The organism is Shinella sp. HY16, from assembly GCF_028534175.1.
GTDB lineage: Bacteria > Pseudomonadota > Alphaproteobacteria > Rhizobiales > Rhizobiaceae > Shinella.
The window spans coordinates 211,963-229,154 of record NZ_JAHYXL010000005.1; the positions used below are offsets into that span (position 1 = coordinate 211,963).

At 64.0% G+C, this 17,192-nt stretch carries 15 protein-coding genes; 12 read left to right on the forward strand and 3 right to left on the reverse strand.

Annotation, left to right across the window (positions count from 1 at the left end; all coding sequences use genetic code 11):
- Window positions 1-91: 91 nt before the first annotated feature.
- Both K0P03_RS31415 and K0P03_RS31420 read right to left on the reverse strand, forming a co-directional pair.
- Entirely contained in the window at window positions 92-976 is an 885-nt protein-coding gene (locus tag K0P03_RS31415; protein WP_050745248.1) for a sugar phosphate isomerase/epimerase family protein, read from the reverse strand.
- The gene (locus K0P03_RS31420) at window positions 973-1,971 is read right to left on the reverse strand and encodes a Gfo/Idh/MocA family protein (protein WP_272791690.1); all 999 of its coding nucleotides are present in this window, start codon (window positions 1,969-1,971) and stop codon (window positions 973-975) included. Before K0P03_RS31420 ends, K0P03_RS31415 begins: the two co-directional genes overlap by 4 nt.
- A gap of 168 nt (window positions 1,972-2,139) precedes the next feature.
- Between K0P03_RS31420 and K0P03_RS31425 the strand changes: the two genes are divergently transcribed.
- Complete coding sequence (locus K0P03_RS31425) at window positions 2,140-2,964, forward strand: helix-turn-helix domain-containing protein (protein WP_023512842.1); 825 nt, start codon at window positions 2,140-2,142, stop codon at window positions 2,962-2,964.
- Between the two features lie 10 nt (window positions 2,965-2,974).
- Here K0P03_RS31425 and K0P03_RS31430 read toward each other — a convergent pair whose 3' ends face one another.
- Window positions 2,975-3,664, reverse strand: a complete 690-nt coding sequence (locus tag K0P03_RS31430; protein WP_088016546.1) for a hypothetical protein — start codon at window positions 3,662-3,664, stop codon at window positions 2,975-2,977.
- A 375-nt stretch (window positions 3,665-4,039) separates the two neighbouring features.
- Here K0P03_RS31430 and K0P03_RS31435 point away from each other — a divergent pair, with 375 nt between their 5' ends.
- From K0P03_RS31435 to K0P03_RS31485, 11 genes are all read left to right on the forward strand, one after another.
- Window positions 4,040-5,842 carry a thiamine pyrophosphate-binding protein gene (locus K0P03_RS31435; RefSeq protein ID WP_272791691.1) on the forward strand — a complete coding sequence of 601 codons (1,803 nt, stop codon included), beginning with the start codon at window positions 4,040-4,042 and terminating at the stop codon, window positions 5,840-5,842.
- 93 nt (window positions 5,843-5,935) lie between these two features.
- A complete protein-coding gene (gene hisD / locus K0P03_RS31440; RefSeq protein ID WP_272791692.1) occupies window positions 5,936-7,249 on the forward strand; it encodes a histidinol dehydrogenase in 1,314 nt (437 codons plus the stop codon).
- A gap of 62 nt (window positions 7,250-7,311) precedes the next feature.
- The gene (locus tag K0P03_RS31445; protein WP_272791693.1) at window positions 7,312-8,559 is read left to right on the forward strand and encodes an ABC transporter substrate-binding protein; all 1,248 of its coding nucleotides are present in this window, start codon (window positions 7,312-7,314) and stop codon (window positions 8,557-8,559) included.
- 67 nt (window positions 8,560-8,626) lie between these two features.
- On the forward strand, window positions 8,627-9,520 hold the full coding sequence (locus tag K0P03_RS31450; protein WP_130518523.1) for a carbohydrate ABC transporter permease: 894 nt from the start codon (window positions 8,627-8,629) through the stop codon (window positions 9,518-9,520).
- Window positions 9,513-10,388 carry a carbohydrate ABC transporter permease gene (locus tag K0P03_RS31455; protein ID WP_130518525.1) on the forward strand — a complete coding sequence of 292 codons (876 nt, stop codon included), beginning with the start codon at window positions 9,513-9,515 and terminating at the stop codon, window positions 10,386-10,388. The genes K0P03_RS31450 and K0P03_RS31455 overlap by 8 nt, the downstream gene beginning before the upstream one ends.
- Before the next feature lie 4 nt (window positions 10,389-10,392).
- Entirely contained in the window at window positions 10,393-11,493 is a 1,101-nt protein-coding gene (locus K0P03_RS31460) for an ABC transporter ATP-binding protein (protein WP_272791694.1), read from the forward strand.
- 10 nt (window positions 11,494-11,503) lie between these two features.
- Complete coding sequence (locus tag K0P03_RS31465; protein WP_272791695.1) at window positions 11,504-13,009, forward strand: FAD-dependent oxidoreductase; 1,506 nt, start codon at window positions 11,504-11,506, stop codon at window positions 13,007-13,009.
- Window positions 13,006-14,652, forward strand: coding sequence for a GMC family oxidoreductase (locus K0P03_RS31470; RefSeq protein ID WP_272791696.1), 1,647 nt, complete (start codon window positions 13,006-13,008; stop codon window positions 14,650-14,652). Before K0P03_RS31465 ends, K0P03_RS31470 begins: the two co-directional genes overlap by 4 nt.
- Window positions 14,653-14,706: 54 nt before the next feature.
- The gene (locus tag K0P03_RS31475; RefSeq protein ID WP_024270087.1) at window positions 14,707-15,357 is read left to right on the forward strand and encodes an HAD family hydrolase; all 651 of its coding nucleotides are present in this window, start codon (window positions 14,707-14,709) and stop codon (window positions 15,355-15,357) included.
- Entirely contained in the window at window positions 15,354-16,136 is a 783-nt protein-coding gene (locus K0P03_RS31480; RefSeq protein ID WP_023516826.1) for a DeoR/GlpR family DNA-binding transcription regulator, read from the forward strand. The genes K0P03_RS31475 and K0P03_RS31480 overlap by 4 nt, the downstream gene beginning before the upstream one ends.
- A gap of 11 nt (window positions 16,137-16,147) precedes the next feature.
- On the forward strand, window positions 16,148-17,155 hold the full coding sequence (locus K0P03_RS31485) for a glycoside hydrolase family 3 N-terminal domain-containing protein (protein WP_245290340.1): 1,008 nt from the start codon (window positions 16,148-16,150) through the stop codon (window positions 17,153-17,155).
- Window positions 17,156-17,192 lie beyond the last annotated feature (37 nt).

Genomic DNA, 17,192 nt, shown 5'->3' on the forward strand with positions numbered 1-17,192 from the left:
TCATCTGAACATCCTCGTATATCTCTGCGCTGATCGACTTTGCAACCGGCCTCCGTCTTTCCAGCGGGCTGCCGCCACGCTGAAAAGGGCGTCACCGCAGGATCAGGCGCTCCATGAGGGCCTTGAGGTCTCTCGCCACGGCGAAGCTGTCGTCCTGGTGCTGGCGCCTGCAGAAGAGTTCGCAGCTCCACCAGCCGGTATAGCCGGTCGCCTTGACGGCATCGACCCAGCTTTGGAGGTCGAGCACGCCCTTTCCGGTCGGCACGTCGCGGAGGATGGGCTCGTTCGGTATGCCACCGGCATAGTGCAGGGAATCGCAGAGGTGCACACCATAGATCTGCGCCTTGTCGAGCCGGGCGATCCGTTCCGGCGTGTCACCGCTGGTATAGGCGTGCCAGAAGTCAATGACGAGACGCACATTGTCCCGGTCGCAGCGTTCGAGCACCTGCATCTGGGCATCCATCGTGTTGAGCGGGGTCCAGGATAGCGCTTCGAGATAGACGAGTAGACCATGCGATGCGGCGATATCTGCGACGGCCCGGAGATTGGCAGCGGTGAGATCCAGCTGGGAATCTGTCGGTAGGTCGATGAGGCCACGGTAGAGGGCGGGATAGCGCTCTGCAGCGCCCGCCTCGAAAACCCGGATGTCCAGCGGGCCGGTAATGGCCTCTATCCCTTTCGCCCCGGCTGCCGATGCAAGGGCACAGAGATCTTCGGCCTCTCGCAACATCTGACGCCGGGCGTCACCCTGCCGCTCGAGGTCGATCAGGAAGCCGATGCCGGGGAGGGTGAGGCCGCCGAGTCGCGCCGTCAGTTCGGATGTGGAGAAACCGGCATCGAGGAAGGCGGCGATCTTCGGGCCGGAGGTTTCGAGGCCGTCGAAGCCCAGCTCGCGCGCGATTGCGATGTCGATCGCCAGCGTGTTCGGCCGGGAGGCCATGGAATGATAGATGAGCTGGTTTTCTGTCCGGATCATGGATGCGAGCCTCCTGTGCTCGTCTTTGTGTCTGCGGATCCGACGGAAACGGGCCGCTTGTTTCGGGCTGCGCGGATGGCTTCCGCGGCGCGCAGTGCGATGACGTTGTCCTCGCCGAGCGCCATCCATGTTGCCGGCGTGTGCGGCAGGGCCAGGAAGGTTTCGATCGTCGTGACATGCGGGTCGCGCTCGCGTACCGGGATGAGTTCGTTCCGCCCGTTCAGCCGCCGGATCAGGGTGCCCGCTCCTTTTCCGCTCAGCGTGCCATGGGCGATCAGCGTGCCGCGATCGCCGGCGAGCATGACGATGCTTTCGAATTCCGCGGTGGTGAAACTCTCGTAGGATTGAAGCACGGCCCCGCCGGACAGGCCGGCCGCATAGGACTGCTGGTCGGTATCGCCATGCGTCGGCGAGGCTGAAAGGGCCGAGACGGCGACAGGCTCCTGGCCGGTGAGGAAACGCGCAAGGTCGATGCTGTCGATCGACGCCCCGAAAAGCGCATTGGCACGGTCCACTGTCTCGTCCACATGGCGGTTGGGTGGCGGTTGAAAGGGGGCGCCGCGCGCGATGAGGAGCGACTGTAGCGTCCCGATCTCTCCTTCCAGCAGCAGCCGGCGCATGGTCTGGTGGGGCGAAAGGGTGCGGAAGGGCTGGTGGATGGCCAGCGTTATGCCCGCCGCCCGGCATGTCTCGACAAGGCTTGCGGCAAGACGGCTGCTACCGGCGATCGGACCGTCGCACAGAACGTGTTTGCGCTGCGCCGCCGCAGCCAGGATGTAGTGCCTGCGCCGGTCGCGAACGGCGCTGACATAGGCGAAGCCGACTCGCGGATCCCGCAGTGCCCGCCGCGCCTCAAGGGAGATGCCGGGGATCTGCATGTCCTGCGAGAAATGTGCCGCATATTCCCGGTTCCGGCTGACGACCCACAGTGGCTCCTGCCCGGCCGACCGGATCGCCGCAACCATGTGCTCCGTTGTTATGGTTCCGGTCCCCATGACGGACCACCCGACCGCTCCGCTGGACTGCACCACGGATCCTCCCCTTTTATGCTCCACAGATTGACCGTCCGGCTCTGGCGCGGCAATTGCGCAGGCAATTGATGTCTTTAGCGATATGAAGTAGAACTAGCGTCACAATGCGTCGGATAAGGCGCGGGGGTGACAATGGATCAGCTGGGAAGAGACGGGGCCGCATTGGCAGCGAACCTCAGGACGCTGTGCGAGCAGCACGGCTCGGTTGCGGCTGTCTGCCGCAAGATCAATGTCAACCGGCAGCAGTTCAACAAGTACCTGTCGGGCGCCCATGTGCCGTCGCCCGCCAATCTCAGGATCATCGCGAACTATTTCGGCCTCAGCGTTCCCATGCTCTTTGCCGACCCGGAGGAATTCCGCACGCTGGTGGAGGGGAATTTCTTCCATGCGATGGCGACGGCCCGCCAGCTGCCGGAATTCTCGCGCTTCGTGTCGGGTATGATCGTCGAGAACAATGCCGATCACAACGACATCGTCGGGATCTACGACCGCTACCAGTTTTCCTCGATCTACAAGGGTTTCGTGCTGCGGTCGGCTTTCTGCATCTACCGCAACAGGGAATTCCTCCAGCACTACTATGTCGAGCGCTTCCCGAGCTTCGATGACCCCAAGAAGACGGAATATGTCTTCAAATATTACGGTTTCTGCTTCCCCGTCGCCGACCGCCTCTTCACGGCGGATTTCGAGGGTATCCAGTCGAATGAGATGACCTTCGGCGTCTATGCGCAGGTCAAGCGCAACGCCAAGCGCTTCATGTTCGGCATTTCCAGCGGCATCGCAGCGACCGTCTTCCGCCAGCCCTATTCCACGAAGGTCGCGCTGCATTACCGAGGGCCAGGCCTCCTGCGCCGCGAGCATCTCAAGGAGCTGACGGTGCTGGACCGCAACGACCCGAGCATTCCGCGCGAGGCGTTGCAGTATCTTGGCGATGGCTCCGACATGATCCAGATGAGCTGAGGCGGCCCCGCTAGGGGTGCAGTTCGACGGCGAGCCAGACGCTGTCGCTGTCCGCATAGTAGCGGTGCCAGGGATAGGTCCACTGCTTTTCGCCGGTCACACGGCAGAAGGGATCGTGCGAATAGCCGATCGGCATCACCACGTCCTCGTAGAGCGTTGCCGCGTCGCGCGCCTTGAATTTCTGCATGCGGCCCGATCCATGGATCTGCGTGTGTGTTTCGAGGAACGGGTGTTCGTTGTGGATGAAGCAGTCCGTATCGCCCGGCGACCACCAGAGATTGAGCTTCAGTGTGAAGGTCTGCGACGCTTCGGCTGCCGCGCGTTCATTGGTGAAGACGCGCGGGTCGAGCGTGACGGTGCCGATCTCGTCCTGTGCCGAAATATAGAGCGGCGTGTCGCGCGGAAAGCTGCGGATGCGGTTGCCCAGCCAGTCCCAGCCGCGGAACATGCAGCCGCCGAGATTGGTCGGGTTGACGACCTTGATGATCGCCGCCCGCTCCGCCTTGCGGATGCGGCCGCCCTTCAGCCAGGTCGATTTCCACGCCGGCACGATGGCGGGGTGCTCGTCGCCCGTCACCATCGGGGAGGGGCTGATATTGACCACGACGGCGTCCGCCACGTCATAGTCGATCACGCTCTCAACCAGCTTTGCCGAAATGAAGTCGTCTGCGAAAGCCAGATCTCTGCTCAGGTTCTGCACGGCGATGCCTCTTTTGTCTGTCCGTGTCCTGAGAAAGCCATAGCGCGTATCGTGAAAAAAGTGCGCGCCGGAATTAATTTATTCGCGTGATGATGCGACACCTGCTTCACTTCGCGAAGGATGGTTTTCTCCAGGCCTATCCACCTTTCCCAATCGAGGCGTGCGCGAGCTGCCCCAAATTGGCCGGACCTGCGGCGGCGCGGTGGGCGGGAGCGAAAACTATGACGCAGACCTGCTTTTAAACTGCGTCATCTCGCGTCAGTGTTTCGATGGCTGCGAACTTGCAGTGATGCACTGCTCCGCTGAAGAATAAGCCTATCGCTGGAAGGCAATGCTTCCTGCCCCAAGATAACGAGATTTCAGAGGGTCGATCACATGAAACTGACAGGTGGCCAAGTCGTCGCGAAAGCGTTGAAGGAATACGGCGTCGAATATGTGGCGGGCGTGCCGGGCCATGGCATCTGGTCGCTGTTCGACGCGTTCCTGCAGGAAGGCTCGGAAATCCCGTTCATCCAGGTGATGCACGAGCAGAGCGCCGTTCATATGGCCGATGGCTACTATCGCGCCTCCGGCAAGCCGATGGCCTGCTCCACCTCGGTCGGTCCGGGCGCGGCCAACACGATCATCGGCCTTGCCACCGCCTATTGCGATTCCACCTCGCTCTTCTACGTCTCCGGCTCGCCCCAGACCTACATGCACGGCCACGGCACCATGCAGGAGCTGGAGCGCCAGCAGGACAATGCCTTCCCGCGCATCACCGAGCAGGTGACGAAGCGCGCCTGGCAGGCCAATTCGGTGCAAGTCCTCCCAAGCATCATGCACCGTGCCTTCAGCGAACTTCTGACAGGCCGCCCGGGTCCGGTTCATGTCGAGGTCCCGATGGACGTTCAGGTCGAGGCGGCGGATGTCACCATCCATCCGCTCGGCAAGCGTCTGCCGGTCGGCGTCGCCTATCCGGACCCCAAGGCTATCGAAGCGGCGCTGAAGGTTCTTCTTGCCGCCGAGCGCCCGGTCATCGTCGCCGGCGGCGGCGCGATCACCGCGAACGCTTCGGCCGAACTGACGCGCCTTGCCGAAAAGCTCGGCGCGGCCGTCTCCATCACTTGGAACGGCAAGGGCGCGATTTCGGAAGACCACGAATTGTTCATCGGCGCGGTCGGCCAGACGGGCACCACCTGCGGCAACCAGATCACCGCCTCCGCCGACGTCGTCGTCTCGGTCGGTTGCCGCTTCACCGACTGGTCGGCCTCGTCCTACGCCAAGGGCGTCTCCTTCTCGATCCCCTCGGCCAAGCTCATCCATATCGACCTCGACCCGCGCGAGATCGGCAAGAACTACGAAACCGAGGTCGGCATCGTCGCCGATGCCAAGGTGACGCTGGAGGCGATCCTGTCGCTCATCTCGGACGCGGAATCACAGAAGATGCTGGCGCGCCGCGAAAACTTCCTCGCCGATGTGCAGAAGGCCAAAGCCGACTGGCGCGCCCTGGTTGCGCCGCGCGAAAACAGCCGCGAGACGCCCTTCACCTCGCAGCGTCCGCTGATGGCGCTCCGCAAGGTTCTGGATCGCAGCGGCATTGTGGTGGTCGGCTCGGGAAACACACAAGGCTCGGTCAAGCAGAGCTTCCCGGTCTACGAACCGCGCACGCACCTGACCTCCGGCTCCTATTCGCCGATGGGCTGGGCGGTGCCGGCGGCGATGGGCGCCAAGCTCGCCTGCCCGGACCGGCAGGTCGTCGCCATCGTCGGCGACGGCGATTTCATGATGTCGCTGCCGGAAATGGGCACGGCCGTCATGAACGGCATCAACGTCGTGTTCCTCGTTCTCAACAACCAGGGCTACATGTCGATCCGCGGCGGACAGCGCAAGTTCATGGGGCGCCACGTCGCCTCCGAATTCAACCATCATGCCGGCAACGGTGCGCCCTATTCGGCCGACATTGCGGCCTCCGCCAAGGCCTTCGGTCTCCAGGCCTGGAAGGTCGAGAAGAACGAGGATCTCGAAAGCAGCCTGAAGGCGGCGCTCGACTGCGGCGGCCCGGCTCTCGTCGAAGTGATCGTCTCGCGGGACGCCGCCGGCCCGTTCGCCACCGGCTGGTGGGATTTCCCGTCGCCGGCCTATTACGAGAAGGAACAGGCGGCCTACGCGGACATGCGCGCCCGCGAACAGCACCTCTGACCTGACGGCAGGGGAGGCACTCGCCTCCCCATCTCCTCCCAAGCCCATTGATGACGCGGCGCTCGCAGCGACCGTGAACGAAGAGACTTTGTCATGATCCGGCACATCAAAACAGCCACGGCCACCATCGAAGAGGGCGGCGCCGACAGTGCGGTCACCAGGGCGGTCGAGACGCTTCTCGAAAAGGTCAGGAGCGGAGGCGACAAGGCGGTTCGCGAACTCTCCGTTCAGTTCGACACGTTCGATCGCGACACCTACCGCCTGTCGAAGCAGGAAATCGCGGATTGCATCGATGCGCTGACGGCGCAGGAGCGTGCCGACCTCGACTTCGCGCAGGAGCAGATCCGCCGTTTCGCCGAGGCGCAGAAGGCGGCGCTGCGGGATATCGAGGTCGAGACCCTGCCGGGCGTGATCCTCGGCCACAAGAACGTGCCGATCCAGAATGTCGGCTGCTATGTGCCGGGCGGCAAATACCCGCTGCTCGCCTCCGCCCATATGACGGTGCTGACGGCGCGCGTTGCCGGCTGCCAGCGTGTCATCACCTGCGCGCCGCCGTTCCAGGGCAAGATCGCCGAGAAGATCGTCGCGGCACAGGCGCTTGCCGGCGCGGATGAGATCTATTGCCTCGGCGGCGTGCAGGCGATCGCCGCCATGGCCTATGGCACCGAGACGATCGAGCCCGTCGACATGCTCGCCGGCCCCGGCAATGCCTATGTCGCGGAAGCCAAGCGCCTGCTCTTCGGCCGCGTCGGCATCGATCTCTTCGCCGGCCCGACGGAGACGCTCGTCATCGCCGACGACAGCGTCGACGGCGAACTGGTGGCGACGGACCTGCTCGGCCAGGCGGAGCACGGCGTCAATTCGCCGGCCGTCCTCATCACGAACTCGGAAAAGCTGGCGCGCGACACGCTCGCCGAGATCGATCGCCTCCTGAAAATCCTGCCGACGGCGGCCGTCGCCGGCAAGGCCTGGGCGGATTACGGCGAGATCATCCTGTGCGATACGCTCGAGGAGATGCTGGCGGAAGGCGATCGCGTCGCTTCCGAGCACGTCCAGGTCATGACGCGCGACCCGGACTACTTCCTCGACAACATGACGAATTACGGCGCGCTGTTCCTTGGCGCCCGCACCAATGTCGCTTTCGGCGACAAGGTGATCGGCACGAACCACACGCTGCCGACCAACAGGGCGGCCCGCTATACGGGCGGCCTCTGGGTCGGAAAGTTCCTGAAAACCTGCACCTACCAGAAGGTCCTGACCGACGAGGCCTCGGCGATGATAGGCGCCTACGGTTCGCGGCTCTGCCTGATGGAAGGTTTTTCCGGCCACGCCGAGCAGGCCAACATCCGCGTCCGCCGCTACGGCGGCAGGAATGTCGGTTACGCCATGCCGGTCGAGCCCAACTGACAACCGCGCACAAGAGCCCGCCAGGGGCCGCGATCAAAAACCCAACCAGAGAGGATGAAACCATGTCCAAATTCATCGCCACAGCGCTTGCGGCGACCATGCTGATGCCCATAGCCGCCCGGGCGGAAGGCCAGATCGAAGTTCTGCACCATTGGGTTTCGCAGAGCGAAGTCGACGCGCTCAACGTCATTCGCAAGGAACTTGAGGCCAAGGGCTTCCAGTGGAAGGATTCGGCGGTCGGCGGCATGAGCGGCGCGAACGCGCAGCAGGCGCTCCGTGCCCGTCTTACCGCGGGCGATCCGCCAGGCGCCATGCAGTTCCTCGGCTGGGAAGGCGTGCAATGGGCCGAACAGGGTGTGGTGCGCGATCTGAACGATCTCGCCAAGACCGGCGGCTGGCGTGAGGCGCTCGCCCCGCAGCTTCTGCCCTTCGTGACCTCGGGCGAGGCCTTCATCGCCGCACCGATCAACATGCACCGCCAGAACTGGGTCTGGGCCAACAAGAAAATCTTCGACGACGCCGGCGTTTCGGTGCCGAAGAGCTGGGCCGAACTGATCGAGACCGGCAAGACGCTGAAGGAAAAGGGTATCGTTCCCGTCGCGATGGGCGACGAGCCCTGGCAGATCGGCATCATCTTCGATGCGCTGCTGTCCGACGTCAACGGGCCGGAATTCTACCAGAAGACCGCGATCGACCTCGATCCGGAAGCGCTCGGCAGTGCTGAAATGGTCAAGGTGTTCGACGCGCTGCGCGACGTTCGCGGCCTTGTCGACGACAATTTCGTCGGCCGCGACTGGGCTGTGGCGACAGGCATGGTCATCGATGGCAAGGCCGCCATGCAGTTCATGGGCGACTGGGCGAAGGGCGAATTCCTCGCCAAGGGCCTGAAGCCCAACCAGGACTTCTACTGCTTCGCGACGCCGGGTCAGGTGACGTCGTTCCAGTACCTTATCGACAGCTTCGGCATGTTCACCGTGAAGGACGAGAACGTGCAGAACGCGCAGGTCGCGCTCGCCGAGACCATCATGGACCCGAAGGTCCAGAAGGGCTTCAACCTCATCAAGGGCTCCATCCCGGCGCGCAACGACGTCTCGGTCGACGACTTCGACGACTGCGCCAAGCTCGGCTACCAGGAACGCGCGGCAGCGATCGAGAAGGGCAGCATGCAGGGCGCGATGACGCACGGTTTTGCCGCCAAGCCCGAGTTCGCTTCGGTCTTCAGCGACGTCGCCGCTCAGTTCTTCGTCGGCAAGATGAGCTCCGAAGATGCGGTGAAGATGCTGGTCTCCGGCATCGACAACGCCCGGTAATCCAATCGCCACAAGGAGGAGCCGCACCCGTCGGCTCCTCCGCAAGACCCGCTATCGGAGCTGACCTATGAGCGCCTCTACGCGCATGTCCTCGCGATTGGCAGGCTGGCTACCGCGCCTCGTCGTCGCTCCCAGCCTGCTCGTCGTCATCGTCACGGTCTACCTGTTCATTCTCTGGACCGGCGTAATTTCCGTGACCTCGTCGAAATTCGTGCCGACCTACGATTTCGTCGGTCTCGAACAATATGTGCGCCTCTGGGCGACGCCGCGCTGGCACACTGCCGTCGCCAACCTTTTCATCTTTTCCGCCCTGTTCCTGGCGCTCTCGACGGGCCTCGGGCTGCTGATGGCGATTTTTCTCGACCAGAACATCCGGGCCGAAGGGGCGCTCCGCGCGATCTATCTCTATCCGATGGCGCTCTCCTTCATCGTCACGGGGACCGCCTGGAAATGGATCATGAATCCGGGCCTCGGCATCCAGAAGGTCGTCAACGATCTCGGCTGGACCGACTTCCGCTTCGACTGGATCACCAATCCTGACATGGCGATCTACACCGTCGTCGTCGCCGGCGTCTGGCAATCCTCGGGGTTCGCCATGGCGATCTTCCTCGCCGGCCTGCGCGGCATCGACAATTCCGTCATCAAGGCCGCGCAGATCGAAGGGGCCTCGCTGCCGCTGATCTACCGCCAGATCATCATCCCCATGCTGCGCCCGGCCATGCTGAGCGTCATCGTGCTCCTCAGCTACATCGCCATCAAGAGCTTCGACCTGGTGCTTGCGCTGACGAACGGTGGGCCTGGCACGGCGACCGAATTGCCGTCGACCTTCATGTTCTCGGCCACGTTCCGCCGCAACCAGATGGGCGTCGGTGCGGCGAGTGCCGTGATGATGCTGATGACCGTCGCCGCGATCATCGTCCCCTACCTCTATTCGGAACTGCGGGGTGAGAACAATGGCTGAAGCCCTTTCCCAATCCGGCAAGGCGCGGCTCGGCCGCCTCGTCGTCTATGGCTGCCTTATCGTCGTCGCGCTCGTCTACCTCATGCCCCTCTGGGTCATGGTCGTGACGTCCCTGAAGCCGCTCGACGAGATCTACAGCGGCTCGTTCATCGGCATGCCGAAGGCGATCACGCTCGAAGCCTGGCGCGCGGCGTGGTCCGAGGCCTGCATCGGCACCGAATGTACGGGCCTCAAACCCTATTTCGTCAACTCGCTGCTGATGGTGATCCCGGCGGTGGCGCTCTCGACCGGTATCGGCGCGATCAATGGCTACATCCTCACGAAATGGAAGTTTCCCGGCGCGAACTTCGTCTTCGGCCTCCTGCTGTTCGGCTGCTTCCTGCCCTACCAGGCGATCCTTATCCCCATGGCCCGCACGCTCGGCCTTCTGGGCCTCGCCGGCTCCATTCCCGGTCTCGTCGCCGTGCATGCCTCCTATGGCATCTGTTTCACGACGCTGTTCTTCCGCAATTACTTCGTGTCGCTGCCGGATGAGCTGACCAAGGCGGCGATGGTCGACGGGGCGGGTTTCTTCCGCATCTTCTGGAGCGTCATCCTGCCGACCTCGATCCCGATCATCGTCGTCTCCTGCATCTGGCAGTTCACGCAGATCTGGAACGATTTCCTCTTCGGCGTCTCCTTCACGTCGGGTTCCAGCAGCCCCGTCACTGTGGCGCTCAACAACATCGTCAACGTGACCACCGGCCGCAAGCAGTACAATGTCGACATGGCCGCCGCCATGATCGCCGCCATCCCAACCCTGGTCGTCTACATCGTCGCGGGCCGCTACTTCGTCCGCGGGCTGACGGCCGGCGCCGTGAAAGGCTGAAGCCATGTCCACTCTCGAAATCGATTGCGTCCGCAAGGCCTATGGCCATCTCGAAGTTCTGAAGGAGGTGTCGATCTCCATCGGAACCGGCGACTTCCTCGTGCTGCTCGGCCCCTCCGGCTGCGGCAAGTCCACGCTCCTCAACATGATCGCCGGTTTGGAAACGATCACCGGCGGCGAGATCCGCATCGCCGGAAAGACCGTCAACGATCTCTCGCCGAAGGACCGCGACATCGCCATGGTGTTCCAGTCCTACGCGCTCTATCCGACGATGACCGTGCGGCAGAACATCGAGTTCGGCATGAAAATCCGCCGGATCTCGGTCTCTGATCGCGACAAGGCCGTGAAGACGGCGTCGGATCTCTTGCAGATCACCCATCTCCTCGACCGGAAACCCTCGCAGCTCTCCGGCGGCCAGCGCCAGCGCGTCGCCATGGGACGGGCCATCGTGCGGGAACCGAAGCTTTTCCTGTTCGACGAACCGCTGTCGAACCTCGACGCGAAATTGCGCGTCGACATGCGCACCGAGATCAAGCGTCTGCACGCCCGGCTCGGCACGACCATCGTCTATGTCACGCATGACCAGATCGAGGCGATGACGCTTGCGACGCGCGTCGCCGTCATGAAGGACGGCGTGGTGCAGCAGCTCGACGAGCCGCAGGCCGTCTACGACCGGCCGGCGAACGTCTATGTCGCGCGCTTTGTCGGTTCGCCGGCGATGAACATCGTGCCCGCCACGCTTGAGGTCGACGGCGACACGGCGACGGCGGTGATCGACGTCACGCGGCGCCCGGCGGCGCGTGTCGGCGGCGTTGCCCTGTCCGCGGAGGCGCTTCGTCGCTACGCGGGCAAGAAGGTGCTGGCGGGCATTCGCCCGGAGAACTTCTCCATCGCCGCAAATGGTGTTGCGCCGTCGTTGACGGTCGATTTCGACGTTGTTGAGCCGACGGGACCGGACACGCTCGCCGTCTTCCAGCTCGGCGGCGTCGAGGTCACGGCCCGTCTTCCGCCGCGGCAGGCCCATGCGGGCCGCGAGGCGGCGCTCGCCGTCGATACGTCGAAGATCGTGCTCTTCGACGCGGAAACCGAAACGCGCATCGACTGAAAGACCTTTCATGACCGAGACGGCAGACATCGTCATCATCGGCTCCGGCATCGGCGGAGCCTCCCTGGCGCACAGCCTTGCGCCATCGGGCCTCAGTATCGTCATCCTCGAACGGGGTGCGCATCTGAAGGACAGTCCCGAGGCGCGCGACGACGTCGCCATCTTCCAGAAAGGCTTTTATCGCTCTTCCGAGGAATGGCTGGGCACGGACGGCGAGAGTTTCCTGCCCGGTAACTACTATTATGTCGGCGGCAATTCGAAATTCTTCGGTGCGGTCATGTATCGCTATCGCCGCGAGGATTTTTCGCCGCGTCGCCATATGGACGGCGCATCGCCCGGCTGGCCGCTCTCTTATGACGCGCTTTCTCCCTGGTATGACGTCGCCGAGCAGGTTTTTCGCGTGCGCGGTTCCGCCATCGGCGATCCGACGGAGCCGCCGCACGAAAAGCCTTACAGCTATCCGCCGGTTCCCGACGAGCCGGCGATGGCCGCCGTTCGCCGCCGGCTGGAGAAGGCGGGTGTGCATCCGGCGTCTTTGCCGTTGTCGATCGATATCGACGCCTGGCTGAAGCGGGCGAAGACGGGCTGGGACGCCTTCCCGAACACGGGAACGGGCAAGATCGATGCGGAGGTCGGCCCGCTCGCCAGCGCGCTCGCCCATCCGAACGTCAGCCTCGTCACCGGGGCCAGCGTCACGCGCCTCGAGACGGATGACGCGGGGCGCAGGGTCGTTGCCGCCGTCTACCAGAAAGATGGCGTCGAACACCGGATTGCGGCCGATCGCTTCGCGGTGGCGGCGGGCGCGGTTCAGTCTGCGGCGCTGCTTCTTCGCTCGGCCAGCAAGGCGCATCCGACCGGTCTCGGCAACAGTTCGGACCAGCTCGGCCGCAATTTCATGAACCACAACACGACGGCGATGCTGACCTTCGATCCTTTCGCCGCCAATAGCTGCGTCTACCAGAAGACCATCGCCTTCAACGATTTCTACAACGCGGACAACGAGACGGGTTTCCCGCTCGGCAACGTGCAGCTCCTCGGCCACATCACCGGAAATATCCTGAAAGCCAATCTGCCGTTTCCGGCGCCCGGCTGGTTCGCGGGGCTCATGGCGCGCTACGCCTATGGCTGGTTCCTGACGAGCGAAGACCTTCCCAATCCGGAAAGCCGGGTGATGGTGCGCGACGACCGGATCGTCATGCACTGGATACGGTCGAACATGCGGGCGCATGAGGCGTTGATCAGGAAAACCCGCGCCGTCATGCGCAAGGCGGGTTTCCCCATCGTCCTCACGCACACCTTCGGCCGCAAGACGACATCGCACCAATGCGGCACCGCGCGCCTCGGCGACGACCCGAAAACCTCGGTCGTCGACCTCAACTGCCGCAGCCACGACGTCGAAAACCTCTACATCACCGACGCCTCCGTGCTGCCGACATCGGCCGCCGTCAACCCGGCGCTCACCATCGCCGCGCTCGCCATCAAGGCCGGCGTCGCCATTTCGCGAGGGAAGGCATGAGCATTCGCAATAGCGGTTCGGCGCGTTACGGCATTTCCCCACGGCATCCGGCAGAGGTCGACACCTTCGACTATATCGTCGTCGGCGGAGGCTCGACCGGCTGCGTCGTCGCCGCGCGCCTTTCGGAGGACCCTACCGTGCGCGTTCTCCTCATCGAGGAGGGGCCGCGCGATTTGAGCCCCTATATCCACATCCCCGGCGCCTACTACAAGACCGCGCAGGGCGACCTCCTGAAGCGCATTCCCTGGGAGCCGATGGCGGAACAAGAGCGTACGGAAACGCCGACCATGGTGCAGGCCCGGGTGCTGGGCGGCGGCAGTTCGGTCAACGCGATGATCTACATCCGCGGCGTGCCCGGCGACTATAACCATTGGGCGGACCTTGGCGCGGAGGGCTGGGGATACGCCGATGTCCTGCCGTTCTTCAAGCGCGCGGAGGACAACAACCGTTTCTGCAACGAGGCGCACGGCGTCGGCGGACCCCTCGGCGTGTCTGACATCGACTACATTCATCCGCTGACCCGCGCCTGGCTGCAAGCCTGCCAGCAGGCGGGGTTGCCCTATAACCCGGATTTCAATTCCGGCGATCCCACAGGTTGTGGGCTCTACCAGATCACCGCGCGGGACGGTCGGCGCAGCTCGGCCGCCGTTGCCTATCTCAACCCGGCCCGCAAGCGCGCCAATCTGCGCATCGAGACGGGGACCATGGTCACCCGCATCCTCATCGAGAAGGGCAGGACGGTCGGCGTGGAATGCACCAGGGGCAAGCGCAAGGTCGTCTATCGTGCGGATCAGGAAGTGGTTGTTTCCACCGGGGCGATCGCGACGCCGAAGCTGCTGATGCTGTCAGGTATCGGCCCGGCGAATGAGATCGTGCGGCACGGCATTGAGGTCCATGCCGACCTGCCGGGCGTCGGCCAGAATCTGCAGGACCATATCGAGATTTCGCTGGTCTATCAGCTGAATGGCCCGCACAGCTACGACAAGTACAAGAAGCTGCAGTGGAAGGCCCTTGCCGGACTGAACTATGCGCTCTTCCGCAACGGTCCCGCCGCGTCCAACCTCATCGAGGGCGGGGCGTTCTGGTGGGGAGACAGGAACGAGGCGACGCCGGATATCCAGTATTTCATGGTGGTCGGTGCCGGTATCGAGGAGGGCGTCGATGCGGTACCCGGCGGCAATGGCTGCACGGTCAATCTGGGGCAGATCCGGCCGCGGTCGCGCGGGGAGGTCACGCTTGTGAGCGCGGATCCGGCGGCAAATCCGCGCGTGGCGCCGCGCTATTTCTCCGATCCCTATGATCTTGAGGCCATTACCGACGGTACGATGGCGGCCCTCGACATCATGGCGCAGCCGGCTATTTCGAAATTCGTGACCGCGCGGCATACGCCGGTGCCGTCCCTGAAAACCCGCGAGGAGATCCGCGCCTTCTGTGTGAAGGACGCGCATGCCGCCCTGCACCCTGCCGGAACATGCCGAATGGGCGTGGACGACCGGGCCGTGGTCGACCCGAAGCTGCGCGTGCACGGTATCGAGCGGCTGCGCGTTGCCGATGCCTCGGTCATGCCGACGCTGATTTCCGGCAATCCGAATTCCGTCTGCATCATGATTGGCGAACGCGCGGTCGATTTTCTGCGTCAATAGGTGGTGCTTCTTGTTGCATAAATGTGCATGTTCATGCATTGTTGGAATCAATAAATGCACAAAAAGGCAAACAGAATGAATCCTAGTGTTGTGGTCTTCGATATCGGCGGCGTGTTGATCGACTGGAATCCAGCTTATCTTTATCGCCAGCTCCTGCCGGACGACGCGGCTGTTTCCACCTTCCTGACGGATGTCTGCACTCCGGCATGGAACGAGGCGTTCGATGCGGGTCGGCCGTTTGCCGAGGGCGTAGCCGAGCTCGTGCAGCGTCACCCCGAGCAGGCCGACCTGATCGAGGCCTACTGGCTGCGCTGGCACGAGATGCTGGGTGGCGAGGTGCCGGGCACCGCCGGCATTCTGGGGCGGCTGAAAGCGGATGGCGTTCCCGTGCACGCGATTTCGAACTGGTCGGCGGAGACCTTTCCGCGGGCGCAGGCGATCTTTCCCTTCCTGGGGCTTTTCGACGTGCTCATCGTTTCCGGGCGGGAAAAGTTGATAAAGCCGCATGCGCCCATCTTCGAGCGCTATCTGGAGCGGGCGGGTGTTCGCGCCGAGCAATGCATCTTCATCGACGATAATCCGGCGAACATTGCCGCGGCGGCGGCGCTCGGCTTTCATACCGAACATTTCAGCACGGCCGAGGCGCTGGAAGCCCGCCTGGCGGCGCTCGGCCTGCTCGCGCCCAGCGCGGAGACAGCGGGATGACCGCGGACAGGAAGGAACTCGCGGCACTGTCTCCGGAGGAACGGCAAGCCGTCATTCTCGAAAAGGTCAATGCGGCAGGCCGGGTCCTTGCAGCCGGGCTTGCACAGGAGTTCGGCGTGTCGGAAGATTCGATCCGCCGCGACCTGCGCGACCTTTCGGACGCAGGGCTCGTGCAGCGCTTCCATGGTGGTGCGGCGCGGCTGGTGACGCCGGCGCTCGATTTCCATCGGCGTGAAACGCTGCATGCGGAGGAAAAGCAGTCGATCGGCCGTGCCGCGGCTGCGACGATCCCCGAGGGTGCGACTCTGCTGGTGGATTCGAGCACGACCGTCGTCCGTTTCGTGCGTTCGCTCTCCCCTGCGCTCTCCCTGCGCATCATCACGACGGCGGTCGACGTCGCCGCCGCTGCGCTCGATCACCCGCTTGCCGAGGTGGTCATGCTCGGCGGTCGCCTGAGCCGGCTGACGCGCAGCGCCACCGGCGCCGGTGCGATCGATGCGATCCGGGCGATGCGGGTCGATTACTGTATTCTCGGTACCTGCGGCGTCGATCACGGCCTGACGCTCCGCGCTGACGATTTCGAGGACGCCCATCTGAAATCTGCGATGATCCGGGCCGCGAACAAGACCCTGCTTCTCGCGACGGCGGACAAGCTCGGCCAGGCAGCGACCTACGAAGTGGCGCCGATCTCGGCCGTATCGGCGCTTTTCACCAGCAGCAGAGACACCGCCATCCTCAAGGCCATCGGCGAGGCCGGCGTTGATGTCGAGACAGTCTGACAACGGAGACCATGATGCGCTTTTCACCGGATGAGGACGCCCGGGCGATCCTTCTGCCCGCCTTCGATACGCTCGACGTCATGGATGTCATGCTGCCCTTCCTGGAAAAGGGCGGCTGTTCCGTTCTCCTCGGCGAGACCCGGGCGGAATATGTCGCACGGCGCATGTCGGCAGAGCGGCTGGCGAGCGAAACGCCGGAGGCCTTCCGCGCCGCCGTCGGGCGGCTGAGGGCCGTAACCTCCCACTTGATTGTCGCCGTCGATCAGGAACTGGGCGGCATCCAGCGGCTCCAGGGGTTGGTGCCGCTGCTTCCCTCGCTTGACGAGGCGCATGCGCTTGGCGACGCGGCACTCGTCGAACGCTGCAGGGCAACGGCCGCCGCTGCCCGCGCGCTCGGGGTCTCGCTGTTCCTGGCGCCGATCGCCGATGTCATCGACGGGCAGAATGCCTGGTTGCAGGGCCGCACGATGGGCAGCTATCCGCAGGCCGTGGCCCGGCTGGTGTCGGCTTTCGTGACGGGTGTCCAGAGCGCCGGAATTGGCGCAGTAACGAAACATTTCCCCGGCTTCAACGACCTGGAAGGTGACCCGGCCCTCGTAGATGTCCTACTCCAGACATCGCGCGACCGCCTTCTTCACAACGCCCTGCCGTTCACGGCTGCCATCGATGCCGGAACACGGGCGATCATGACGGGGCCTGCGCCCGTTGCCACGCTCGATAGACACAACGCCGCCAGCACCTCGCCGGCGGTCATAGCGATGCTGCGGAACGATTTCGGCTTCAATGGGCTGATCGTCAGCGACGATCTCGATGCCCCGGCCACAATGCGCGGCCGGTCCCTGCTCGAAACCGCGGTTGCCTCCGTCAGCGCCGGCGCGGATCTGCTGCTCGTGGGGGGCGGGCCGCATCTTGATGCGCTGTGTGATGGTATCGCCCATGCCGCCCGTACCGGGCGGCTGGCACCGGAGCGCCTCGCGGAGGCCGCAGTCCGCGTGCGGCAGAACGCGGCGGGCGGTTGAGCACTTCGACGCAGCGGTGACGCACAGGTGGTTTTGT